The sequence below is a fragment of the Aquitalea pelogenes genome (genome assembly GCF_041914625.1).
Classification (GTDB): Bacteria; Pseudomonadota; Gammaproteobacteria; order Burkholderiales; family Chromobacteriaceae; genus Aquitalea; species Aquitalea pelogenes.
This window is the reverse complement of sequence record NZ_JAYSDA010000016.1, coordinates 26,958-50,453: the sequence shown is the minus strand read 5'-3', so window position 1 is coordinate 50,453 and position 23,496 is coordinate 26,958. Positions and strand designations below refer to the sequence as shown.

The following is a 23,496-nucleotide window of genomic DNA, read 5'->3' as shown; positions in this document are numbered from 1 at the left end:
CCAGCAGCAGATTGACGCCAGGCAAGCCATTTACAGGAGCTCATGATGTCCTTTCCCCCCATTCACCGCGTCGTCACCGGGCACGACGCGCAAGGCCGGTCCATCGTCAGCAGCGAGGGCCCGCTGCCCACCATTGTTGAAGTTGCGGCCATTCCCGGCACGCTGTTCCATGAGGTATGGAGTACCAGCACCACCCCGGTGTACGTGGACAACGGCGCCGATCCTACCCTGGGTGCGCTGGTGCTCTCACCGCCGGAGCAAGGCACGCGCATCCGCTTCGTCGATATTCCGCCCGATACCGCAGAGTTTCTTGCCAGCGCCGACAGCAAGATGCACGAAGCCTTCAGCCAGATCGGTGAAGCTGCCGCCTCCACCGTGCAGGCCGACTCGCCGCATCCGCTGATGCACCGCACCGAATCGGTGGATTACGGCATCGTCATCGAAGGCGAGATGACGCTGGTGCTGGAGCGCGGCGAAGTCGCCCTGAAGCCCGGCAGCGTGGTGGTGCAACGTGGCACCAACCATGCCTGGGCCAATCGCTCGGGCAAGCCTTGCCGCATGCTGTTTGTCCTGGTGGATGGCAGATACGACCCGGCGATTGCCGCTCAACTCGCCAGGGAGAATGCAGCATGAAGTTCGCCACACTGCGTGACGGCAGCCCCGATGGCAAGCTGGTGCTGGTGTCCCGCGATGCACGCAGCGCCTTGCCGGTGCCACAGGTCGCCCGCAGCCTGATCGATGCCATGGCGCGCTGGGACGAGGTGCTGGCGGCATTGATTGCACACGATCAGGCACTCAACGCAGGCCGCGCCGAGGGCGTCATTACCTTTGATCCACTGCAGTGCATGGCACCGCTGCCGCGCGCGCCGCAGTGGCTGGACGCCTCGGCCTTTCTGAATCATGGCCGCCTGATGGAGGAGGCGTTCAAGACCCCGCCGATTCCCCACTTCGATACAGTTCCGGTGATGTACCAGGGCGCCAGCGATGACTTCCTCGGCCCGCATCAGGATGTGCCGCTGCCTTCGGAGCAGGAGGGCATCGATTTCGAAGGCGAGTTCGGTGTCGTCATCGGCCCGGTCGCCATGGGAGCGACGCCGGATGAAGCCATGCGCGCCGTGCGCCTGGTGGTGCAGCTCAATGACTGGAGCCTGCGCGCACTTGGTCCGCATGAAATGAAGACCGGTTTCGGCTTCCTGCAAGCCAAGCCGTCCACCGCTTTTGCGCCCATCGCCGTCACGCCCGATGAACTGGGCGAAGCCTGGCGCGATGGTCGCGTGCAGATGCCCTTGCATGTGCAGTGGAATGGCGAGCGTTTTGGTCAGCCGCACGGTGGCGAGATGAACTTCTCTTTCGGCCAGCTGATCGCCCACGCTGCGCACAGCCGCCGCCTCACCGCCGGTTGCATCATCGGTTCCGGTACGGTGTCCAATGTGGCGCGCACGGCAGGCTCGGCCTGCATCGCGGAGCGACGGGTGATCGAAAAGATCGACCTGGGCGAAATCCGTACCGGCTTCATGCGCTTTGGCGATGAGGTCCGCATGCAGGCCTGCTACGAGGATGGCCGCCCAGGCCCCTTCGGCATGGTGCAACAGCGCGTGGTGGAGGTGTCATGAAGGTTCTGGTCACTGGCGCAGGCGGCTTCATCGGCACCGTGTTGTTGCAGTTGCTGCAGCAGGCAGGGCAGGTGGGCAGTCAGCCCATCACTGCTTTGGCGGCGCTGGACCGGCATTTGCCGCCACTGCCCGGCACGGTTGAGCGCATCGAAGGCGAATTGCAGGATGCGCAGGTGCAGGCGCGCATCGCCAGTTTTGCTGCGGATATCTGTTTTCACCTGGCTGCCCTGCCTGGGGGCGCGGCTGAAGCCGATCCGGCCTTGAGCCGCCGCGTCAATCTGGATGGCACGCTGGATCTGTTTGCATCGCTGGTTGCCGAGCGTGCGGCATCGGCCAGGCCGCCCGTGGTGGTGTATGCCAGCACCATTGCCGTGTATGGTACGCCCTTGCCAGACCCGGTGACGCCGGCCACGCCCACATGCCCAGCGCTGATTTATGGCGCGCACAAGCGCGCCTGCGAAATCCTGCTGGCCGACGCAACGCGCCGTGGACAGCTGGATGGCCGATCGCTAAGGCTGCCGGGCATCGTGGCGCGTCCGCGCGTGGCCTCGGGGCTGGTTTCGGCCTTCATGAGCGAACTGATGCATGCCCTTGCCGCAGGCGAAGCGGTAACGCTGCCGGTCGGCCCGCAGGCCACCGCCTGGTGGATGTCAGCCCGGCGCTGTGCCGAGAATCTGCTACATGCTGCAACCATGGACCCGGCGCTGGACACCGATGGTCACAGCGAGCGCACCTGGGCGATGCCGGTGCTCAGGCTGTCCATGCTGCAAATGGTGGAGACGCTCTCTGCCTTGTATGGCGTCGATGGCCGGACACTGGTGCGCTATGCCCCGCAAGAACAGGTGGAAGCCGTCTTTGGCCGCTATCCCGTTCTTGATGATGCCATTGCACGCCGTCTTGGGCTGCGCGATGACGGCTCGGCAGAGGAGCTGGTACGGCGCGCATTGTTTCCCTTCTCCTGTGCTTCCCGGACAAGCAGCTTTGTCGCATGACCGGGAAGTTGGGGTGGATGCGGCATGCTGTCGCATCCACCCCTCTTTTTATCTTCACGACGGATAGGGAATAAACCAGTGCCACGCTATTGAGTGGTGCCGGATATTAGTGCCGATTCAGACAACCATGAAGATCAAACATGAAAAGCCGATTCATGACAGGACAGAAAAGAATTATGGGTTTAATGGCAAGTGTTGCGCGCCATTAAACCCACATTATCAGCTGGCAGGCGCTAGAACGGTAATCCGACGTAGTTTTCCGCCAGTGCTCCCTGAGCCATTTCGGATGAGAACAGGTATTCAAGATCGGTTTGTTGCAGTTTCTGATCGTAAAAATTACTTTCCGGAAAAGTATGCAGCATTGTCGTCATCCACCAGGAAAATCGCTGCGCCTTCCATACACGTGCAAGTGCTTTCTCGGAGTAGGTATCCAGACCGGTATTGTCATTGTTTTGGTAGTGTGCAAGCAGCGCGTGATACAGGTAATAAATATCTGATGCCGCACTATTAAGGCCACGTGCACCGGTCGGTGGCACGATATGCGCAGCATCGCCAGCAAGGAACAGGCTGCCATAGCGCATGGGTTCCGCCACATAGGACCGTAGCGGAGCGATTGATTTTTCTATTGAAGGGCCGGTAACCAGACGGGCTGCTATTTCCTCCGGTAAACGTCGTTTCAATTCATCCCAGAATTTGTCGTCGGGCCAGTCCTCAATATTGTCGGTCAATGGTACCTGGATGTAGTAACGACTCAGCACCTGCGAGCGAAGTGAACAGAGGGCAAAGCCGCGATCATGCCTGGCGTAAACCAATTCCGGCGAAACCGGCCGGGTACGGGACAGGACACCCAGCCAGCCGAAGGGATAAACCTTTTCGTATTCTTTCAGTACTGTCTTGGGAATCGACTTGCGGCTTACACCATGAAAACCGTCTGCACCGATGATGTAGTCGCAATCAATACGTGCAACTTCGTCGCCTGTCCGGTAAGTGACATGCGGATTGGCGGATAGCAAATCATGAAGCTGAACATCTTCTACATTATGGATGATGATGCCATTCATGCGATCACGTGCTTCGTACAAATCACGGGTAAGTTCCGTCTGGCCATAAACGACAACCGAGCTGCCGTGGCTGTATTTGTGCAAATCAACACGGCGCTGTTTGCCGTTATGGGCAATGATAAAGCCATCGTGAATTTCACCCTCCCGGTCCATGCGTTCGCCACACTGGGCTTCACGCATCAACGCTGCGAAACCATGTTCGAGAACCCCGGCGCGAATGCGGCGCAGCACATATTCCCGGCTTTGCCTTTCAAGGACAACCGTGTCGATTCCCTTGAGATGCAACAGTTGCGAAAGCATAAGGCCGGATGGGCCGCCACCGATAATGCAAACACTTGTTTTCAATTCATGTCTCCTTTTTAAAATCGCGGCCTTCCCTGTGCAAATGCAAAAGCTCGGGAATTGTCACGGAACCCGTTTGCCGCGATGCCAGTTGCTGGCAATGGAGAGACTAGTCTTCATGGTCCGCTGCACCAATGGACAATCAGTGCAAAGACTTGTACTTTTTTTATGCAGACTGGCCTGATTGAGACTGTATTCATTCTTTTGCTGGTATTTTTCCGATATGAATATTCTTGTACCTGCATTTTCCTTGTATGGAGAAGAGCCCACCAGCATCAGCCGGGAATATCTCCATATAGAAGAAATATCGACACGCAGTGCCGCCCGGAACTGGCAGATAGACACGCACACCCATGAAGGCATGTTGCAATTGTTATTTGTTTTTTCTGGCACGGCGCGAGTGCAGCTGGATAGTGATGAACAAGAATATGAATCTGCAATTGCGGTAATTATCCCGCCAGGGGTGATTCATGCTTTCAAGTTTGAATCACAGACCAGGGGCTATGTCCTTACGCTTGATGCTTCCGGGCTGGCGGCGGAATCCGAGGATGGAACACAGATGTTTTCCATTCTCAAGGGAAAAGCCGGTGTGATGGTTCTGGAAAATGAAGGAAACTGCAGTGCCGCACGCATCCTGGCCTTGCTGGAACAAATTGCCGCGGAGTTCAATAACCCCGGCCCTGCCAGCATCCGCCTGCAAGTATGGCAGGTGAGGGCGCTATTGCTTTTGCTGGTGCGGGTCCAACTGCAAACCGAAAAGAACACCGATGAAAAAACTGTTGGCCTGACGGTACGGTTTCGCGAACTGGTGGAAACACACTATGCCGAGCACTGGACTGTCGAACGTTATGCCGCAGAACTCAACCTGACTGAAAGCCGGCTTAATCGCCTGAGTCAGAAGAATTTCGGCAAATCCGCCTTTGGCTTCATCCAGGAACGGCTACTTCTGGAAGCGCGCCGGAAACTGATTTACACCAGTACATCAATTTCTCAACTGGCTTATGAACTCGGATTTTCCGACCCTGGCTATTTCTGCCGATTCTTCAAAAAGCAGGCAGGGATGGCACCTGGCCTGTTCCGCAGCAGCAGTCTGCGCTAGCTCAATGCATTCGGTCCTGACGTCAAACCTCGTTCATCTGCTTTGCGTCAGGTGCCGACAAGGTGCTCCAGACCCTTCACGCCAACCGGTGCTTCTGCCAGCCAGGGTATCAGTGCTGTTTGTCTCGCCAGCGTGTCTGCAACGCGGCGGATGAATGGCACTTCATAAGCACCACGCTGGCAAAGAACGGGATGCCGGCTTCCACTGGCCAACAGCGATTGGTTGATGACCCAGGCATGTGCCTGGATGCCTGCCCGCGCCAGGTCTGCGCTCAGGCGTTCTGCCTCATGGACCGGTGTGGCTTCGGCCAGTGTCACGATAAGCACGCGGGTATAGCCGGGGTCGCGCAGCCGGGGCAGCAATTGGCGCACGGCATCGGGCATGTCGCCCTGGGTGCGCATCACTTCCCTGTGGTAGGCCTCGGCTGCATCAAGCAAGAGAATGGTATGCCCGGTTGGTGCGGTATCCAGCACCACAAAGCCGTTCCTGCCTTCATCCACCGTGCGGGCGAAGGCGCGGAAGACGGCGATTTCTTCCGTGCAGGGCGAACGCAAGTCTTCTTCCAGCAAGGCGCGTCCCGCTGCATCGAGCTGCTGTCCGGCCTTGGCCAGCACTTCTGCTGTGTATTGCTTCACTTCCTGCACCGGGTCGATGCGTGTCACCACCAGTCCGGGCAGGGCACCGTCAATGGTTGCTGCGGTGTGGGCGGCCGGATCGGTGGTGGAGAGCACTACCTGATGGCCCTTTTTGGCCAGTGCAACTGCAATGGCTGCGGCTACCGTGGTTTTACCGACACCACCCTTGCCCATGGTCATGATGACGCCATGCCCTGTTGCGGCGATATCTTCGATCAGACCATGCAGCTTCGGTGGCAGGGCGGTTTGTGGCATGGCGGTGCAGTGTGGTGCCGCGACTGTTTCCGGGTGTGCCAACTCGCGCAGTGCATCCAGCCCCACCGTGCCGCGTGGCAGGAAGGGGATGCGGGTTTGCGTCAGCATTGCCAGTTCTGCTGGCATGGCGGCGATGGCGGCAGCGGCGCGCGCTGCCATTGCGTCAGCAATCGCGTCCCCTGTCGTGTCGCTGCAGAACACGCCGTTGATGACCAGCATCTGCTTGCCAATGCCCAGTTCCGCCAGCTCAAGCCGGGTGCGGTTGGCCTCGCGCAAGGAAGCCGTGTCGGCGCGGGCGACCAGAATGATGGTGGTCTCGCTGGCGCTGGACAGCCGGGCTACCGCAGCAGCGTACAAGGCCTTCTGTTTTTCCAGGCCGGCCAGCGGGCCCAGGCAGGAAGCGCCGCCGGTTGAGGAGGAGATGAACTTGTCCCAGGCCGAAGGCAGTGTCAGCAGGCGCAGCGTGTGGCCGGTGGGGGCAGTGTCGAAGATGACGTGGTCGAATCCGGCGGTCGCCGCCGGGTCGCCCAGCAGCTTCGAGAACGCATCGAAAGCGGCAATCTCGACGGTACAGGCACCGGAGAATTGCTCCTCCATGCTCTGGATGGCTGCAGCGGGCAGGATGCCGCGATAGGGCGCCACCATCCCTTCCCGGTAAGCCTGTGCGGCGGCTTCCGGGTCGATGTTCAGGGCAAACAGGCCTGGCACGCCGGGAATGGCTGTCGGTGACTGCTTCAGCTCCACACCCAGTACCTCGTCCAGATTGGAGGCAGGGTCGGTGCTGACGATGAGCACCTTCTTGCCGGCCTCGGCCAGCGCCAGGCCGGTGGCGCAGGACAGAGAGGTCTTGCCGACGCCACCCTTACCGGTAAAGAACAGGTAGCGGGTGTGGATGATGGGCAGCGACATGGTGCACTCCTGTTCAGCAGGTACCGGGCTTGCAGCCGCAGCTGCCGGCCTTGATGCGCGGTTTCTCGGCGGTGGTCAGCGCAATGCCCAGCTTCTGGGCCAATTGGGTGCGCGAGGGGTACATGCCGGTGGAGACGATATGCCCGTCAACGGCGAGGATGGGCAGGCGGTCCATGCCGGCTTCCATTTCCTTGAGCACGGCCGGATTGGCGGCAAAGGCCTGCGGTGCCTGTCCCAGGTTGTGGCGCTCAACCGTGACCTCATGCGCTGCCACCCATTGCAGGTCGGCTGCAAACTGGGCCAGTACCGGGTCCACATCGACACCGCACACGCCGGTGGAGCAACACATGGCCGGGTCAAAAACTTCAAGTTTTTTCATGATTCTTTCCTTAAGTGTTCGGGGCCTCGTACCAGCCCTTTGATGCATTGACCACTTTTACCACCAGCAGCATCACCGGCACTTCAATGAGTACACCGACGACTGTTGCCAGCGCTGCGCCGGATTCAAACCCGAACAGGCTGATGGCTGCCGCTACGGCCAGTTCGAAGAAGTTGGATGCGCCAATCAGTGCCGACGGGCAGGCAACGTTGTGCTTCTCACCCACCACCTTGTTCAGCCAGTAGGCCAGTGCCGAATTGAAGAACACCTGGATCAGGATGGGCACGGCGAGCAAGGCAATGACCAGCGGTTGCTTGATGATGGCGGCACCCTGGAAGGCAAACAGCAGTACCAGGGTGGCCAGCAGCGCCGTGATGGACCACGGGCCGATTCTGGCCATGGCGGCATCGAAGGCGGCCTGTCCCCTGGCCAGCAAGACCTTGCGCAGCGCCTGCGCCAGCAGAACCGGAATGACGATGTAGAGCAGCACCGAGGTCAGCAGCGTATCCCAGGGTACGGTGATGGACGAAATGCCCAGCAGGAAGGCCACGATGGGGGCGAAGGCAAACACCATGATGCTGTCGTTCAGCGCTACCTGCGATAGCGTGAACAGCGGGTCGCCACTGGACAGGCGGCTCCAGACAAACACCATGGCGGTACAGGGTGCGGCTGCCAGCAGGATCAGCCCGGCGATATAGCTATCCAGCTGCTCGGCCGGCAGCATGGGGGCGAACAGATGGCGCACGAACAGCCAGCCGAGAAAAGCCATGGAAAACGGCTTGACCAGCCAGTTCACGAACAGCGTGACGCCTATGCCGCGAAGATGCTGCTTCACTTCATGCAGGGCGCTGAAATCGACCTTGACCAGCATCGGGATGATCATCACCCAGATCAGCAGGCCGACCGGCAGGTTCACCTGTGCGATCTGCATCTGGCCGACAGCCTGAAACACGTGCGGTGCCAGCTGACCGGCGGCAATGCCGGCGATGATGCACAGGAACACCCACAGCGTGAGGTAACGTTCGAACACGCTCATGGGCGCGCCGGCGGCGGATTTGGCATTGACTTCACATTGCACGACAGACATGGCGGCTCCTTACAAACCCAGTGCGGCACGTACCGCAGGCACCAGACGGGCACGGATGTCATCACGCACCGCCAGGAAACTTTCCAGCGGCTCGCCGTGCGGGTCATGAAAACCCACGTGTATGCGCTTGACCGGACGCGGGAAGACCGGGCAGGTTTCCCTGGCGTTGTCGCACACGCTCACCACCAGGTCGATGTCCTGGTCCATCACGTCTTCGACGGTTTTCGGGTACAGGCCATCGGTCGGCAGGCCCGCCAGCCGCAGGGCTTCGATGGCTCCATCGGCAACCCTGGCTTGCGGGCTGGTTCCGGCAGAAATGCCGCGCACCAGGCCAGCCAGCTCGTGGTTAAGGATGGCTTCGCCCATCTGGGAGCGGCAGGAGTTGCCAGTACACAGCACGAGGACGGTTTTTGCTTGGCTCATGGTCATTATTCCTGGGGTTCGGTTTTCTTGTTGCGTCGCTTGGCGACGGTGTCGCACGCGCTGGTTTTTGGCAGGCATGCCTTGCCCTGACAGCAGTTGTGGGCCAGGAAGGCAATCAGCTCATCCATGGTTTCATAGGCGGCGGAATAGTGGATGAAGCGGCTCTCGCGCTCGCCCTTGATCAGGCCAACACGGCTCAGGTGCGACAGATGAAAGGACAGCGTGGCATTGGGGATGCCCAGTTGCTCGCCGATGGCAGAGGCGTTGATGCCATCCGGGCCGGCTTGCACCAGCAGACGGAAGATGGCAAGACGGGACTCGTGCCCGAGGGCGGCAAGGATTTCGGCGGCGTTCAGTATTTCCATATTTCCATTTTTATCGAAATATGAAATTGCGTCAAATGACGGATTTGTTGCGCTGCTGTGCCTGCTCGCGGACGAACCCTTTCCCTGCTTGGCGCTGCATGGCAAGTGGGGCGGGGAGGGCGTTTCCTGTGCTGTTGCGTTGGGTGGCGTGTCAGATGCAGCCCGCCTGGGCTGCATCATCAAGAAATACAGCCTGACGGGCTGTCAGGTGCTGATCAGTACCGGGTATGGCAGTTGCATTTCATCGCAGTTGGGGGTGCTGCCGTCCCGGTCCAGAACCAGAAAGTCGCAGGGCTGGTGCAGCGCCAGCAAGGGGTGATGCCACACCCCCGCCGCATAATTGACCCCTTGTTGCGGTCCGGCAAGAAAGACTCTTAGCGTGTCGGCAGTGGGGGCGGTGCCGGGCGGGGCCACCACCACCAGATACGGCAGACCGGACAGCGGCATGAAAGCCTGGCTGCCATGCGGGTGGCGCTCCATCATGCGCACCTCGAACGGCAGGGTACGCGGCAGGCCACGAAAGATGCTGACCATCAGGCGGCCATCCGGCCCGGCATCCAGCTGCGCCAGGTCGTGGAAACGCATGGTATTGCCGCCATTGATGGCAAACTGCCGGGCATCCGGGCCGGCTTCCATCACCTCACCAAAGGGCTGGAAGGCTGCAGCCGTGAGGGTTTCGGCACGGAGCAGGGGGCCGGACTTCATCTGGCCACCTGGCCGAACAGGCGCAAGCGCGAAATACCGCCGTCCGGGTGGATGTTGAGCCGCACATGGCTGACCGGCCCCAACTGGGCCACGGTATCGGCAAAATGGTGGATGGCATCCATGGTGAGCGGGGTTTCCGGCAGCAGCACTGGCCAGAACTGGCTTTCGGCAATCAGCGCGGCCGGCATGTTGCTAAGCGCCTTAGCTGCCTGCAAGGAGCAGCGATCGGCAAAATTGCCCTTGAAGTGCGCGGTGTCCACCACAATGCGTTCGATCACGCCCGGTACGCCCAGTGCCAGAATGCACCAGTCGTGGCCCGGTTCGCGCCGCCGGCGGGTTTCCCAGCCTTCCCCCATATTGCTGCCGCGTCCCGGTAACAGCAGGTTGGACGGATGGCCGAAGTGGGCATCGTTCCAGGCAATGGGGCGGCCGCCGTTTTCCATCGCCACCAGGTCAATCGGCTCTGCCACCGCTTGCAGTGCGGATGCGGTATCCGGCTGGCCATACACGCGCAGGCGGGCAATGCCGCCATCCGGGTAAATGCGCAGGCGCAAGTGGCTCCAGACACCGTCATTGCTGATTTGCAGCAGGTGGTGCTGGTTGCCGCCCAGTGCCACGGACGGGAGGACTTCCTGCCACACGGCCTGCTCCAGTGCCTGCAGGCTGTCGTCGGCGCAATGGGTGGCTTCTATCGAGATGGCCGGTGCGTAGTTGCCGGTGAAATGGCTGGTGTCGATATCAAAACCGGCAATCCGCCCCGGCCTGCCCAGGCGGATGATGCTCCAGTCGTGACCGTGGTGGCGCTTGCGGCGGGTTTCCCAGCCATCCATCCACTTGCCGTTTTCGTCGTATTTGCCGGGCACGAAAATGGCGGCTTCCGGGTTGAGCATGCGCGCCAGCGGCGCAAAGAATTCGTCGCTGGCATACAGGCCGCGTGCGCCAATGCGCGGGTCGGCCAGGTTGATGGCCTGGCTGGCCCAGTCCGGCAGCAGGGCGACGGGGGCAGTCAAAACAGCGTGGTTCATGGTGTTTCCTTGGTTTGATCGGGCAGTGTCACATCACGGCGCTGACGAAGTTTTGCAGCTCCGGGGTTTGCGGCCGGGAGAACAAATCGGCCGGGTGGCCTGCTTCGTGAATCTTGCCCTGATGCATGAACACCACGTGGTTGCTGACATCGCGGGCAAAGCGCATTTCATGGGTGACCATGATCAGCGTCATGCCTTCCTGCGCCAGTTGCCGCACCACGGCCAGCACTTCGTTGACCAGTTCCGGGTCCAGTGCCGAGGTGATTTCGTCACACAGCAGCACCCGGGGTTTCATCGCCAGTGCCCGGGCAATGGCCACGCGCTGCTGCTGGCCACCGGAGAGCTGGTCCGGCCAGGCGTCAAACTTGTCGGCCAGGCCCACCTTGGCCAGCAGGGCGTGGGCCTCTTCGCGCAGGACATGGGGTGATTCGCCCTTGACCACGCGCGGCGACATCATGATGTTTTCGCCCACGGTGAGATGCGGAAACAGATTGAACTGCTGGAACACCATGCCCACTTGCAGACGCAATTGCTGCAAGGCCTTGGCATCGCGGCTGCCAATGGTCTGGCCGGCCAGGGTGATGCTGCCCTGGTCAAAGCTTTCCAGGCCGTTGATGGTGCGCAGCAAGGTGCTCTTGCCCGAGCCGCTGCGGCCGATGAGGGTGACCACATCGCCTTGCCTTACCGTCAGGTCCACGCCTTTCAGTACATGGTTGGGGCCGTAATACTTGTGCAGGCCGGTAATGTTAACGAGCGACATGGAGTGTCCTTTCCAGGTGACGCGAATACAGCGATAGCGGGTAGCACAGCAGGAAGTAGCCTGCGGCCACCAGTCCGTAAATCAGGAAGGGTTCAAAGGTGGCATTGGCCAGCATGCCGCCGGTTTTGGTGAGTTCGACAAAGCCGATGATGGAGGCAACGGAAGTGCCCTTCACCACCTGCACCAGAAAGCCCACGGTGGGCGCAATGGCCATGCGCAGCGCTTGCGGCAGGATGACATGGCGCATTTGCTGGTAGCGGTTGAGCGCCAGCGCGGCCGACCCTTCCCATTGGGCTTTGGGAATGGCGTTGACGCAGCCGCGCCAGATTTCGGCCAGGTAAGCACTGGTGTACAGGGTGAGCCCCAGTGCCGCAGCCAGCCAGGGCGGAATTTCCACCCCGCCCAGCGACAGGCCGAAAAACACGATGAACAGCTGCATCAACAAGGGCGTGCCCTGAAATACCTCGATAAAGGTTTTGGCCAGCCACACCAGTGCCGGACGATGCGCCAGGCGTAATGCCAGAATGATCAGCCCGCCCAAGCTGCCCAGCACGAAAGCCGTCAGCGACAGGATGGCCGTCCACTGCAAGCCATGAAGCAAGGCCAGCAGGATGTCGCCCAGGGTGAAATCGTTCATGGTCGTCCCCGTTTCAACAGTCGTCCGCCACCGCGCAGCAGGGTCTGACGCAGCAGTAGCGCCAGCGCCAGATACAGCCCGGCAGTGACAAAATAGGTTTCAAAGGCGCGGAAATTGCGCGACTGGATCAGGCTGGCGGCATAGCTCAACTCTTCGGTGGAGATCTGCGCGCACACCGCCGAGCCCAGCATCACGATCACCACCTGGCTGGTCATGGCCGGCCACACCCGCAACAGCGCCGGGCGCAGTACCACGTGCAGGAAAATCTGCCAGCGCTTGAGGGCCAGCGCCTGGGCGGCTTCGATCTGCCCCTTGGGCGTGGCCTCGATGCCGGAACGGATGATTTCCACCGCATAGGCACCCAGGTTGATCACCATGGCCAGCATGGCCGCACTGTCCGGTGCAATGTCGATGCCGAGGGTGGGCAGGCCGAAGAACAGGAAAAACAGCTGCACCAGAAACGGCGTGTTGCGGAACATTTCCACATACACGGCAAACAGGGTGTTGAACGGGCGTAACTGCCAGGCGCGGCATACCGCACCAACAATGCCGATCAGCAAACCGGCAATACAGGCCACTGCGGTCAGCTCTACGGTGCGGGCCAGGCCTGCTGCCAGTTCCGGCGCCTCTCTGGCCACGGCCAGAAAGTCAAACTGATAACTCATCACCATTCTCCCGGGTGGGCAGGAAAGGGGCAGCCCGCCCGCCGCATGCTGCGGCACGGCCAGCTGCCACAGGCTGGCTTACAGCAATGCGCTGGCCAGCGGTGTTTTCAGCCATTTGAGAGAGATGCGGTTCAGCTCGCCATCCTTCTTGGCCTTGTTGATGATCTGGTTCACCTGCTCCAGCAGTTGCGGATCGTCCTTGTTCACCCCCACGTAACATGGCGAGTTCTTGATCAGGAATTTCTGCTCCAGCCGCCGCGGGCGCTTGCTTTGCGCATTGATGGTGGCGGCCACCACATTGCCGGTGGCCACTACTTGCACCTGACCGGCCAGATAGGCGGCAATGGTTGCGTTGTTGTCTTCAAAGCGCTTGAGGTTGGCGCTGGCCGGAATCACCTTGCTCAGTTCCAGGTCCTCGATAGAGCCGCGCGTCACGCCCACTGTCTTGCCAGCCAGCCCTTCGGGCTTGTCCAGCGTCAGATCCTTAGTGCCGAACACGCCATTGAAGAAAGGCGCATAGGCGACGGAGAAATTGATGACCTTTTCCCGCTCCGTGTTCTTGCCCAGGCTGGAAATCAACAAATCCGCCTTGCCGGTGGTGAGGTAGGCAATGCGGTTGGCACTGCTGACCGGCACCAGCTCCACTTTCACTTTCAGTTCGCGGCCAATCAGTTCTGCCGTGTCGATGTCGTAGCCTTGCGGTTTCATGTCCGGGCCGGTGGAACCAAACGGCGGAAAGTCCGCCGGAATGGCAATCTTGATGATGCCTGCCTGTTTGATGCTGGCCAGGCGTTCGGCTTTGGCCGGCAAGGCCCACAGGCTACCCAGCAGGCTGGCGGCCAGCAGGCCGAGGGTGAAGGTGCGACGATGCATGACGGTTTCTCCAGGGAATGAACAGGATGTTGGCGTGGCTTAGAGCGAGTCCATCTGCAGTCCCACTCTGGCGGCGGCATTGCGCAAATGGTTGAGCATTCCCAGACGGGCTTCTTCCGGCTTGCCCTGGGTAATGGCGTCGGTGACCACCTGATGCTCGTGGGCGGTTTCCCATATATGCAGGTGGTCGGCAAAGGGCAGTCGCAGGCTGTGGCCGATGGGGGCCGACAGCGAACGGGCTACCTGATGAAACAGGGCATTGCCGGACAGGCGGGCCACTTGCAGGTGAAACGCCAGGTCGGCTTCTGCGGCGGCCACCAGATCCTGGTTTTTCAGTGCGTCTTCCAGCGTGGACTGGATCTGCCACAGCAAGGCCTTGCCCTCCGGCGTGATATGGCGGGCGGCCAGCGCGGCCGCCGCTGGTTCCAGCACCATGCGGAATTCAAAAGTGGCTTGCGGGCTGGCCGCAAACGGCCCGGCCGGGATGTCCTTGTGCTGGCGCACCTGACCGGTGGTCACCAGCACGCCCTTGCCCGGCTGCGACTTCACCAGCCCCAGTGCTTCCAGCATGGAAATGGCCTCGCGCAGCGAGGCGCGGCTCACCCCCATGGCTTCGGCCAGTTCGCGCTGGCCCGGCAGGTTTTCCCCGGCGCGGTAGTGGCCGTCCTGCAGCTTTCTTTGCAAGGCCTGGGCAATTTGTTGTGGGACGTTCATGTTGTGCTCTCTGGTGGTCTGTCCGGTCAGACTGGTCTGACCAGTGGTATGGCTTGCATATTGCAATGATCGTGCCAGGTTTGAAGAAGCCCGCCAGACAAGGCTTTGCTGCGAATTGCAACTTCATGGGGGCGGGCAGGTGGCATGCAACCGGGGGGTGCAATGCACCGATGCAAGGCATGGCTGCACCCAAATGGTCAGCAAGCGGGCGCGCTGTGAAAGTGAATCTCGCGGGGTGGAAATCAGTCCGGCAAAGAGGGGGTGTGGGTCTTGCAGCGTTGCAGCTTTGCCAACTGGCTGTGTGCTGGCTGGCAGGGCAGGCGGGAAGAAGGCTGCTGCAATATGTCGGGGTGATGATCCACCGCGCCACCGCACCACGCGCCACATCCTCCTCTGAGGCAGGGCGGTCGTTCCCCGCCAGCGGGCGATCACCTTGCCGCATCATTCCCATTTCGGCGCAAACAGCATTTCTCAGGATTGATACAGCCTGCACAGGCGGGGAGGGTGGTCTTGCCCAGCGAATACCAGCCTCAAGCGCTGTATTTCAGCTGTCTTGTACTGCCCGGCAGCGGGTATTGCGGCTTGTTTGCCGGTTTCTGTTTCATCCCTGACACAAGTGGCCAAGCACGATGGCATGGGAAAGCGGAATTTCCCTTATGTCATAAGACCTTGGCGCGCCTGGCATGCTTTCTGCACTAGAGGGGGCATGGTCAAAGCCGACGGGAGCTGATGATGAAACGGAATATCCATCCACTGCTTCTGCTGTTTCTGGCCGGATCAGCCCTGCACGGGCTGGTACAGGCGGCGGGGGATGGCGACATCATCATCGGCAGGGAAGTGCCCAGCCGCAGTGCCATCCGTCATGGCGACCCCAGTCCCGATGTCAGCGAGGTGAGCGCATCTCCTGCGGTGGTGATTGTCGGTGCCACCCGGCAAGTCGACAGCATCAGCAGCCAGGCTGGCGAAATGGTGCTGGGTGCCGTACATGGCAGCGTGGGCAGCCAGCGCGCACAACTGCAAGGTCTTTCTGTCCCGGCATTTGCTGCTGTCACCGGTGCCGGTGCTGCCAGGCCCGCTGGGGCGAGTGGCAGTGGCGGCGGGCTTGCTGCAACAGGCATCAGCCAGCAGCTGCAGACCGGTTTTCAGCCACTGAGCGGGCTGGCGCACTAGGAGAGGCAATATGCGAATCCTGCAATTGATGTGGCTTGGCAGTTGCCTGGGACATGCGCTGGCGCACGCCGAGCAGGCTGTGATCGACAACAGCGGACAGTCAGCCAGCGGAATACTGGCGGTGAACCAGGCGGCCGGCAACGCCAACCAGCAGGGCAATCTGCAGGCCCTGGCCGTATCCACCACGGCCAGCCATGCCAGTGTCGCCCTGTTGCGGCAGCCATCGGCGGCCACCACCGCCGCCACGACGGATGCCACGGCCAGTATTACCGGTGCGGCCTTCTCTGGTAGTCAGGGGCTGATGGCCATCAACCAGAGCGCCGGTAATGACAACCAGTCCCTGAATGCCCTGAGCCTGGCGCTATCGCCCCGGCCGCAGGCGACAACGCTGCCATCGGCTGCTGCCGACAGCCTGCTGGCCAGTACCGCCGGCAGCGCACCGGCAGTGGTCAAGGATGGCAGCCACACCCAGACCGATATTTCCGCAACCGCCTTCCAAGGAAGCCGGGGGCTGGTGCAACTGAACCAGATTGCTGGCAGCCACAACCAGGCTGTCAATGTAGTGGCCGTGCAATGGGCCAATCCGTGAGCAGTACCGGCTGTCACCCGCATGGTGATGACCGGCATTCAAGCAAATCGCCTGGAGAATAATCATGACCGCAATGCTGCAGAAAAAAGTGCTTTTCCTCGCTCTTGTTGGTGTGTGTGGCGTAGCCTATGCCGGAGGGGCAGACCGCCCTGACGACCCGTCGTCTTCCACCAGTAGCAAGATCAGCAACAATCTGTCCAACACTTACAACAATACCAATGTCAGCCTGACCGGCACGGCCTATCTGGAAGGCATTGCCGTTTACGAAGTGTTCGATCCCAAGGCAGATGCCCTGGCCTCGGCACGGGTGGATGATGTACAGAAGAACCTGAATAACAGGCTGAATGTGACTGACCCGTCCAAGGCCACGGTGAAGGGTAGTGTCACCGGCATCCAGGGTAATGCCGGGGTGAACAATGCGTCCGGCTACTTCAACCAGCAAGCCAACAATGTTGCCATTGCTTCGGTATCCGGCAAAAAGAGTGGTGCAGCCGCTTCCGTTTCTTTCGAGCAGCTGAATGACGGCAACACCTACACCTTTGCCGAGCCGATGCGCGGCACGTCCAACAGCATGGATGCCAGCGTCACCAACTCGGTGAACAACATCCAGGGTAATGCCGGTGTCAACAATGCAGCCGGTGCCGGAAACCAGCAAAAGAACGATGTTGCCCTGTCGTCCGCCAGTGCCGCAGTGCTGGCCACGGCTTCTGCCGGTGGCACCCAGGTCAATCAGGGTACTTCGGTTACCACTTTCTTCCCGCTTAACAGCACGGCAGGCATCTCCGGTTCGGTCAACAACATCAGTGGCAATGTGGGCCTGAACAATGCCGCAGGCTTGTCCAACCAGCAGGTCAACAGCCTGTCGGTTGCTGCAACCCACTAACGTCGGAGAGACCGGCAGCGCAGTCCTGTGGCCGTGCTGCCGGTTTGTGACCATGAAACTTCCCATCCGCTTGCTGTTGTCCATTCCGCTCTTGCTGTTCTGTTCCGGTGGCGGGCAGTTTGCCCAGGCCGCCGACATGGCGCTGCCTGCCTACACCGGCGACGGTAATGTATACAAGCAGGTGCACAGCCTGCGCGAGTTGCGCTTTCGTTATGTGGTGGAACAAAAAACCGATTTCAGCTGCGGTGCCGCCGCGCTTACCACCTTGCTGCGCTACGGATTCGGCCTGGACCTGAACGAGCAACAGGTCATTGCCGGGATGATGGCCGGTGCCAATCCCGATGTGGTCCGCCAGCAGGGTTTTTCCATGCTGGACATGAAGCATTACGTGAATGTGCTGGGCTTGCGCGCCAGTGGTTTTGTCAGTGGTGCCGAACGCCTGCCTGCATTGCGCATTCCGGCGCTGATCATGCTGGACATCAATGGCTACAAGCACTTTGTGGTATTGAAGATGGCCACGCGCGACACGGTGTATGTGGCAGACCCTGCGCTGGGTAACCGTGCCATTCCCATGGCGGACTTCACCCGGCAGTGGAATGGCGTATTGCTGGCAGTGGCCGGGCCGGGTTACCGGCCGCAAGGGCCGTTGCGCCAGTTTCCCAGCCCCTTGTCGGCCCGCCAGCTGATGGTGAACATGGCCCCGGTGTCGCCGGCCGATCTGGTGGAATACGGTTTTCTTTACAGTGATTTCTTATAGCCTGTGCCGGCAGGGTTGCAGGATTGCCGGGCAAAGGCAGGGAGCAGCACATGCGTACCTTGACGACGGTAGTGCCGGCGCTGTTGTTGCTGGGTTGCAGCTTGCCCTCACAGGCCATGCTGGCCTATGTCGATGACGCTGTGCTCGACAGCATGCGCGGGCGTTATGTGGATGCCGGGCAGATTGTGCGCTTTGGCGTGCAGATGCTCAGTACCTGGCAAAATGCCGCTGGCGTGGTGCAGGGGGCTGGTGTCCAGCTTACCGCCCAGGCCGGTGCCGTACCGGTGATCAATCGCTATACGCTGGGCGGGAGTACGGGCAATCCTGCCGCTGTCAGCCTGTCTGGCGGCCTGGCTTCGGTGCAGGGCATGGTGCAGGTCAACCAGCAAGCCGGTAATGGCAATGTGTCACGCAATGTCACCACCATCGACATCAATGACGGTGCAGCGTCGGCCGGCATGCCGGCGGGCTGGCAAGCCAGTGCCCAGGGTAGCAGTAGCGTGAACGGGCAACTGGGCGTGAGCATCGACATGGGCAGTGCCGGGCAGATGGGGCAATCGCTGGGGCAGGGCCAACTGGTGCAGTTCTCGCGGCTGACGGGTAACGGCATCGTCACCAGCAACACCCTGCATATCCAGCTGGTGTTGCAGCCACAGGCAGGCTTGATGAACTTCATCATGCCCAGCCGCAGCATGATGTCCGGCATCGGCTTGCACTGAAACCGTGCTGGTCCACACCTCTACCGGCGAGACCATTACCGGCCTGCTCCTCTCCTGAACGAAGCAAGCCCGGGCTAGTTGCTGAGGCCTATCCCGTATTTCTTGACCAGACGGTACAAGGTGGCACGCGAGATGCCCAGCTCGCGCGCTGCCTTGCTGCTGTTCTGACCATGCAGCTCCAGCGCCATTTCCACCGCCTCGCGCTCGGCATTGTCGCGGATGGCGCAAAGGCTGTTGCGCTGGGACGGCACGGCAATGCCGCCCAGCCCCATGTCCTGGGGCCGGATGACCTTGCCGCTGGCCATGGCCAGCCCCTGGCTGATGCGGTTTGACATTTCGCGGATATTCCCCGGCCAGTCATGTTGCAACATGATGGCCATTGCCTCGTACGACAGCCGTTTATTTGGCAAAGCCAGGCGCTGGGCGTTTTGCGCCAGCAAGTGTCTGGCCAGCAGGGGGATGTCGGAACGCCGCTCGCGCAAGGGCGGCAAATGCAGTTGGCAGACGCACAGACGGTAGTACAGGTCTTGCCGGAAACGACCGCTGCTGATTGCCGTGGGGAGGTCGACATGGGTGGCCGATACCACGCGGGTGTCGATATTGCGGCTGCGATTGTCACCCAGCCGGTCTATGGTGCCCTCCTGCAGGAAGCGCAGCAGGTTGACCTGCGCTTCTATCGCCATGTCACCGATTTCATCCAGAAACAGCGTGCCGTTATGAGCAGCCTCGATACGGCCGATCCGGCCGGACGACGCGCCGGTAAACGCGCCACGTTCATGGCCGAACAATTCCGACTGCACCAGATTGACCGGCAGGCCTCCGCAGTTGACGGCCTGGAAAGGGCCGTCGGCCCGGTCGGAGTATTGATGTAACAATCGGGCCACCAGCTCTTTGCCACAGCCGGACTCGCCAGTAATGAGGACTGTGACATTGACGCGGGCCAGGCGGCGGATTTCCTGCCGCAAGCGCCGTATGCTGGCATGTTCGCCCACCAGCTGCTTGCCTTCCGCCGGTGCTTCTTCCTGTTGCAGATGGCGGCGGAGGCTGGTCTTGCCGTGCAGCCGCCCCAGCGTCACCGCCAGCCTGGCACTCTCCACCGGCAGGCAGTGGTAGTCGTAACAGCTGTCATTGATGAAACTGCGCACCGCCGGGTGCTCCAGCTGCTGACGGTCGGTCAGCAGCACCCATTCCATATCCAGTTGACTGCCCAGCTGTTGCAGCAGCTCCAGTTTGCGTTGCAGCTTGTTGTCCAGTAACAGCAGCCCTGCGCTGAAGGGGCCTGCCTGTCGCGGTTTGTGTTGCTGTATGTCGTGCAGGTGGGTGATGTGCCAGTGCTGCTGGTGCAAGTCCTGCAGCACGGGGTGCAAGGCATCCGACCCCAGCGCCAGCAATGTTTTGCTCGATTTCATTGCCGGCTCCGTCAGAAGCGGTAGGGGAATTTCACCGAAAACGCATAGTTGGGGCTGTCCGGTGTCATGCCCAGGGACAGATTGGGAATGATGGAAAGCCGCTTGCTGTAGGCATAGGTCAGGCCCAGGTTCAGGTTGGCGGCATTGGCGCTGCTGCCCACCACACTGCTCCAGCCGCTGCCTTGCTGCCGCACCCGCGCCTGACCGACGATCTGCTGTGAATAGGACAGGCCAAGGCTGAGCTTGTCGTTCAGCGCAAAGGCAATGCCGGCGCCCCAGTTCCAGCTGTCGCCCAGTCGCACGTCACCCGGCTGCGTTACCCCTGCCGTGGGGCTGATATCGCTGAAATGGCCATCCAGATAATGGGTGTAACCCACGCTGGCAAACAGCACGGCCGGGTCCACCGTCTTGACGAAGGACAGGCCGGTGGTGATGCCCCAGACGCCATTGCCGGTGGGCAGGCGGTCAGGCATGGACAGATTGTTGTTGCCGGCTGATTGAACCAGCTTGATGCCATAAGGGCTGCGCCCGGTAGGGGCTTTCACGCGCAAGCTCCACACCACATCCGGCCAGTCGGCGTTTTCTTCCACCAGCTTGTAACCCAGCCCGACACTGATATCGCCCAGGGTAGGCCCCTGACGCACCGAGCCTTGGGAAACCGTGCTGGCAGACCCGCCAGCCCCACCCGAAAAATACGTGGCGTCCCTTGCTATCCAGGGGACGTCGATGTCCAGCTGCCAGCGCGGGCTGGGCGAGTAGCGGGTGGTGAGGTCCAGCGTCAGGCTGTCGCTTACCACCTTGTCCAGGTTGATATTGCCCAGAAAGATGGAGTCCAGCGCCAGAAAGCCATTGAGCACCAGCTCGCGGGTGTCGTAATGGGTGTAGGTGAAGCTGGGTTCGATGGAGAACTTGCCGGGGGCAAAACCGCTGGCTTCCTGATAGATGTCTTCCACACTCTTGGGCACTTCACTGACCACCGGCAGAGCCGGGCCATTGTTGCCCGCCATGGCCATGGCGTTTGCCGGGGTATCGGGGCCGGGGCTTCTGCTGCCAGCACCGTTATTGCCGGTGCTTGTGGTAGCTGCCTGGCCATCACGGCGGTTTAGTCCTGCCAGCTGCTGTTCCAGTTGGCGTATGCGCTGTTCCTGCTGGCGGTTGGTCTGTGCCAGATCGCTGATTTGTTGCTGCAGGCTTTCCAGGCTGATATCGGCGTGAACCTGCATGGGAAAAGACAAGGACAGTGCGGCAAGAAACAGGCTGTTTCGCGCGCAGTGCAAGGTAGTCGGCTGCATGATGGTTTCCTTGGCGTGCTGGTGCGGCTGGCCCACCTGTATCCCCGGCTTGTACTGGCAGCCGGATGCAGCAAGAAGACTTCCCCGCTACCACATCGGTAGTTTGATGATGCCCCTTGGATATTTAATATGATATTAATTTAAACTGTATTAATTGTTACTTTCTTGTTCATTCTAGTTGCTGCCCAAGCCAAAGCAAGCCCCACCAAGTTGTCATTGACATTATTTGCCGCATGGTAATTGCCCCTGCTGCATGCTTCAGGCGGAAAGCCGGCTGTTGCAACAGGGTAAAGTGCAGCCCGGTCGGGCCATGAATCGATGGATGGCTGAACAGGAAAACACCCCGCGAACGGGCGGGGTGTGGTGTGGGAAGCCAACGGCAGTCGGACTGCAAGACAGCTGGCGGTCTTCGTGAATTGAAAGGCAGAAATTCCTGTTGTTCGGCCTTGCTTATGCTGCCGTCTGGCGTTTGCCCGCTGCTTCTTCGCGGCGGCGCTTGGCTTCTGCCAGCAGGTAAACCTGGTAGTCGTCCAGGTCGCCGTCAAAGTCGCTGACGCCGCCGCGCGACACCATCCAGAACTCGTCACACACGGCGCGCAGCAGGGCGCGGTCGTGGCTGACCAGCATCACCGAACCTTCAAATTCGTTGAGTGCCACGCTGAGTGCTTCGCGGGTGGCCAGGTCCAGATGGTTGGTCGGTTCATCCAGCAGCAGCAGGTTGGGGCGCAGCCAGACAATCATGCACAGCACCAGCCGGGCCTTTTCGCCGCCGCTCATGCTGCCCACCGCCTGCTTGACCATGTCGCCGCTGAAATTGAAGGTGCCAAGGAAGTTGCGCAAGCCCTGCTCGCGGCAGTCGTTGGCGGGCGGACGCAGCTGGGCTGGCGTCTCCCGCACCAGGCGCAGCATGTGCTGCAACGGGTCGTCTTCCGGGCGCAATACGTCCAGCTCCTGCTGCGAGAAGTAGCCGATGCTCAGGCCCTTGCCGCGGATGATTTCGCCGCTGGTGGCTTTCAATGCTTCGGCCACCGTTTTCACCAGCGTGGACTTGCCCTGACCGTTGGCCCCCAAAATACCGATGCGCTGGCCGGCCAGCACCGAGCGGTTCACCCCTTTGACAATCACGGTAGGCGGCGTGCCTGCGGGTGCATCTGCCGCTGCCGGATAGCCGAATGATGCCTGCGACATGGTCAGCATGGGGTTGGGCAGGCTGCCCGGTTCCTTGAATTCAAACTGGAATTCCGCATCGGCCAATACCGGCGCAATCTTCTCCATGCGCTCCAGCGCCTTCACCCGGCTTTGCGCCTGCTTGGCCTTGCTGGCCTTGGCCTTGAAGCGGTCGATGAATTTTTGCAGGTGGGCCATCTTTTCCTGCTGCTTGGCCTGTGCGGCCTGCTGCAGAATCATCTGTTCGGCACGCATGTCCTCGAACTTGCTGTAGTTGCCGCCGTAGCGCACCAGCTTGCCGTGGTCGATATGCAGGGTGACGTTGGTGACGGCATCCAGGAATTCGCGGTCATGGCTGATGACCACCATGGTGCCGCTGTATTGCTTGAGCCACGCTTCCAGCCACACCAGTGCGTCCAGGTCCAGGTGGTTGGTGGGTTCGTCCAGCAGCAGCAAGTCGGACGGGCACATCAGCGCCCGTGCCAATTGCAGGCGCATGCGCCAGCCGCCGGAGAAGCTGTTCACCGGCTGATCCAGCTCCGCCACGCTGAAGCCCAGGCCCAGAATCAGCGCCTGTGCCCGCGCCGGTGCGTCATGCTCGCCGGCATCATTCAGCGCGGTATAGGCGTGGGCCATGCGCATGTAGTCTTCACCCGCTTCGGCCTCGGCCACTTCGCGCCGTGCCGCCAGCAAGGTGAGGTCGCCTTCCACCACGAATTCCGTGGCGCTTTGGGCGGTTTCCGGCATGTCCTGCGCCACTTGCGCCATGCGCCACTGGCTGGGAATGGAAAAATCGCCACCGTCTTCGTGCAGATTGCCGTTGAGCACGGCAAACAGCGATGACTTGCCCGCGCCGTTACGCCCGACAAGGCCGACTTTCTCGCCGGGGTTGATGCTGACAGTTGCGTTGTCCAGCAGGACTTTGGTGCCGCGACGCAAGGCCACGTTTTTCAGGATGATCATGAGGGAAT

General features: G+C 60.8%; 25 protein-coding genes. 9 read left to right on the top strand and 16 right to left on the bottom strand.

Annotated elements, in window-relative coordinates; all coding sequences use genetic code 11:
* Positions 1-42: 42 nt before the first annotated feature.
* From ACE3SE_RS13420 to ACE3SE_RS13410, 3 genes are read left to right on the top strand one after another with little or no spacing between them, the layout of a single operon-like run.
* Positions 43-633 (top strand): cupin domain-containing protein, encoded by a 591-nt coding sequence (locus tag ACE3SE_RS13420; protein WP_374555958.1) that lies wholly within the window; start codon positions 43-45, stop codon positions 631-633.
* Positions 630-1,613 carry a fumarylacetoacetate hydrolase family protein gene (locus tag ACE3SE_RS13415; protein ID WP_374555956.1) on the top strand — a complete coding sequence of 328 codons (984 nt, stop codon included), beginning with the start codon at positions 630-632 and terminating at the stop codon, positions 1,611-1,613. The genes ACE3SE_RS13420 and ACE3SE_RS13415 overlap by 4 nt, the downstream gene beginning before the upstream one ends.
* On the top strand, positions 1,610-2,605 hold the full coding sequence (locus tag ACE3SE_RS13410; RefSeq protein WP_374555955.1) for an NAD-dependent epimerase/dehydratase family protein: 996 nt from the start codon (positions 1,610-1,612) through the stop codon (positions 2,603-2,605). The genes ACE3SE_RS13415 and ACE3SE_RS13410 overlap by 4 nt, the downstream gene beginning before the upstream one ends.
* A gap of 233 nt (positions 2,606-2,838) precedes the next feature.
* Here the strand turns inward: ACE3SE_RS13410 and pobA are convergent, their stop codons facing one another.
* Positions 2,839-4,011, bottom strand: a complete 1,173-nt coding sequence (pobA, locus tag ACE3SE_RS13405; RefSeq protein ID WP_374555953.1) for a 4-hydroxybenzoate 3-monooxygenase — start codon at positions 4,009-4,011, stop codon at positions 2,839-2,841.
* A 220-nt stretch (positions 4,012-4,231) separates the two neighbouring features.
* On the opposite strand from pobA, the gene ACE3SE_RS13400 reads away from it, so the two are divergent.
* Positions 4,232-5,107 carry a helix-turn-helix domain-containing protein gene (locus ACE3SE_RS13400; protein WP_374555951.1) on the top strand — a complete coding sequence of 292 codons (876 nt, stop codon included), beginning with the start codon at positions 4,232-4,234 and terminating at the stop codon, positions 5,105-5,107.
* Between the two features lie 47 nt (positions 5,108-5,154).
* On the opposite strand, the gene arsA is transcribed toward ACE3SE_RS13400, so the two are convergent.
* The 12 genes from arsA to ACE3SE_RS13340 form a co-directional block, all read right to left on the bottom strand.
* The gene (gene arsA / locus ACE3SE_RS13395; RefSeq protein ID WP_374555949.1) at positions 5,155-6,906 is read right to left on the bottom strand and encodes an arsenical pump-driving ATPase; all 1,752 of its coding nucleotides are present in this window, start codon (positions 6,904-6,906) and stop codon (positions 5,155-5,157) included.
* Positions 6,907-6,919: 13 nt separating this feature from the next.
* Positions 6,920-7,285 (bottom strand): arsenite efflux transporter metallochaperone ArsD, encoded by a 366-nt coding sequence (gene arsD / locus ACE3SE_RS13390; RefSeq protein ID WP_374555947.1) that lies wholly within the window; start codon positions 7,283-7,285, stop codon positions 6,920-6,922.
* 10 nt (positions 7,286-7,295) lie between these two features.
* Positions 7,296-8,372 carry an ACR3 family arsenite efflux transporter gene (arsB, locus tag ACE3SE_RS13385; protein ID WP_374555945.1) on the bottom strand — a complete coding sequence of 359 codons (1,077 nt, stop codon included), beginning with the start codon at positions 8,370-8,372 and terminating at the stop codon, positions 7,296-7,298.
* 9 nt (positions 8,373-8,381) lie between these two features.
* Entirely contained in the window at positions 8,382-8,795 is a 414-nt protein-coding gene (locus tag ACE3SE_RS13380) for an arsenate reductase ArsC (RefSeq protein WP_062790381.1), read from the bottom strand.
* 5 nt (positions 8,796-8,800) lie between these two features.
* Positions 8,801-9,160, bottom strand: a complete 360-nt coding sequence (locus ACE3SE_RS13375) for an ArsR/SmtB family transcription factor (RefSeq protein ID WP_374555943.1) — start codon at positions 9,158-9,160, stop codon at positions 8,801-8,803.
* Positions 9,161-9,364: 204 nt separating this feature from the next.
* On the bottom strand, positions 9,365-9,865 hold the full coding sequence (locus tag ACE3SE_RS13370) for an ureidoglycolate lyase (RefSeq protein WP_374555941.1): 501 nt from the start codon (positions 9,863-9,865) through the stop codon (positions 9,365-9,367).
* Positions 9,862-10,890 carry an allantoicase gene (gene alc / locus ACE3SE_RS13365; protein WP_374555939.1) on the bottom strand — a complete coding sequence of 343 codons (1,029 nt, stop codon included), beginning with the start codon at positions 10,888-10,890 and terminating at the stop codon, positions 9,862-9,864. The genes ACE3SE_RS13370 and alc overlap by 4 nt, the downstream gene beginning before the upstream one ends.
* A 28-nt stretch (positions 10,891-10,918) precedes the next feature.
* Complete coding sequence (locus ACE3SE_RS13360) at positions 10,919-11,650, bottom strand: amino acid ABC transporter ATP-binding protein (RefSeq protein WP_374555937.1); 732 nt, start codon at positions 11,648-11,650, stop codon at positions 10,919-10,921.
* On the bottom strand, positions 11,637-12,287 hold the full coding sequence (locus ACE3SE_RS13355; RefSeq protein WP_374555935.1) for an amino acid ABC transporter permease: 651 nt from the start codon (positions 12,285-12,287) through the stop codon (positions 11,637-11,639). Before ACE3SE_RS13355 ends, ACE3SE_RS13360 begins: the two co-directional genes overlap by 14 nt.
* Entirely contained in the window at positions 12,284-12,952 is a 669-nt protein-coding gene (locus ACE3SE_RS13350; protein WP_062790385.1) for an amino acid ABC transporter permease, read from the bottom strand. The genes ACE3SE_RS13355 and ACE3SE_RS13350 overlap by 4 nt, the downstream gene beginning before the upstream one ends.
* A gap of 78 nt (positions 12,953-13,030) precedes the next feature.
* Positions 13,031-13,825, bottom strand: coding sequence for a transporter substrate-binding domain-containing protein (locus ACE3SE_RS13345; protein ID WP_374555932.1), 795 nt, complete (start codon positions 13,823-13,825; stop codon positions 13,031-13,033).
* Between the two features lie 39 nt (positions 13,826-13,864).
* Positions 13,865-14,539, bottom strand: coding sequence for a FadR/GntR family transcriptional regulator (locus tag ACE3SE_RS13340; protein ID WP_062790388.1), 675 nt, complete (start codon positions 14,537-14,539; stop codon positions 13,865-13,867).
* A 732-nt stretch (positions 14,540-15,271) separates the two neighbouring features.
* Between ACE3SE_RS13340 and ACE3SE_RS13335 the strand changes: the two genes are divergently transcribed.
* From ACE3SE_RS13335 to ACE3SE_RS13315, 5 genes are all read left to right on the top strand, one after another.
* Entirely contained in the window at positions 15,272-15,709 is a 438-nt protein-coding gene (locus ACE3SE_RS13335) for a hypothetical protein (protein WP_374555930.1), read from the top strand.
* A gap of 10 nt (positions 15,710-15,719) precedes the next feature.
* The gene (locus ACE3SE_RS13330; protein ID WP_374555928.1) at positions 15,720-16,298 is read left to right on the top strand and encodes a hypothetical protein; all 579 of its coding nucleotides are present in this window, start codon (positions 15,720-15,722) and stop codon (positions 16,296-16,298) included.
* Positions 16,299-16,362: 64 nt separating this feature from the next.
* A complete protein-coding gene (locus ACE3SE_RS13325) occupies positions 16,363-17,181 on the top strand; it encodes a hypothetical protein (protein WP_131360532.1) in 819 nt (272 codons plus the stop codon).
* 52 nt (positions 17,182-17,233) lie between these two features.
* A complete protein-coding gene (locus tag ACE3SE_RS13320) occupies positions 17,234-17,938 on the top strand; it encodes a C39 family peptidase (RefSeq protein WP_082086585.1) in 705 nt (234 codons plus the stop codon).
* A 50-nt stretch (positions 17,939-17,988) separates the two neighbouring features.
* On the top strand, positions 17,989-18,657 hold the full coding sequence (locus ACE3SE_RS13315) for a hypothetical protein (protein WP_374555925.1): 669 nt from the start codon (positions 17,989-17,991) through the stop codon (positions 18,655-18,657).
* Positions 18,658-18,731: 74 nt separating this feature from the next.
* Here the strand turns inward: ACE3SE_RS13315 and ACE3SE_RS13310 are convergent, their stop codons facing one another.
* From ACE3SE_RS13310 to ACE3SE_RS13300, 3 genes are all read right to left on the bottom strand, one after another.
* Positions 18,732-20,066, bottom strand: a complete 1,335-nt coding sequence (locus ACE3SE_RS13310) for a sigma-54 dependent transcriptional regulator (protein WP_374555923.1) — start codon at positions 20,064-20,066, stop codon at positions 18,732-18,734.
* 11 nt (positions 20,067-20,077) lie between these two features.
* Positions 20,078-21,358, bottom strand: a complete 1,281-nt coding sequence (locus tag ACE3SE_RS13305; RefSeq protein WP_131360526.1) for a transporter — start codon at positions 21,356-21,358, stop codon at positions 20,078-20,080.
* 450 nt (positions 21,359-21,808) lie between these two features.
* Positions 21,809-23,488, bottom strand: a complete 1,680-nt coding sequence (locus ACE3SE_RS13300; RefSeq protein ID WP_131360522.1) for an ABC-F family ATP-binding cassette domain-containing protein — start codon at positions 23,486-23,488, stop codon at positions 21,809-21,811.
* Positions 23,489-23,496: the final 8 nt, after the last annotated feature.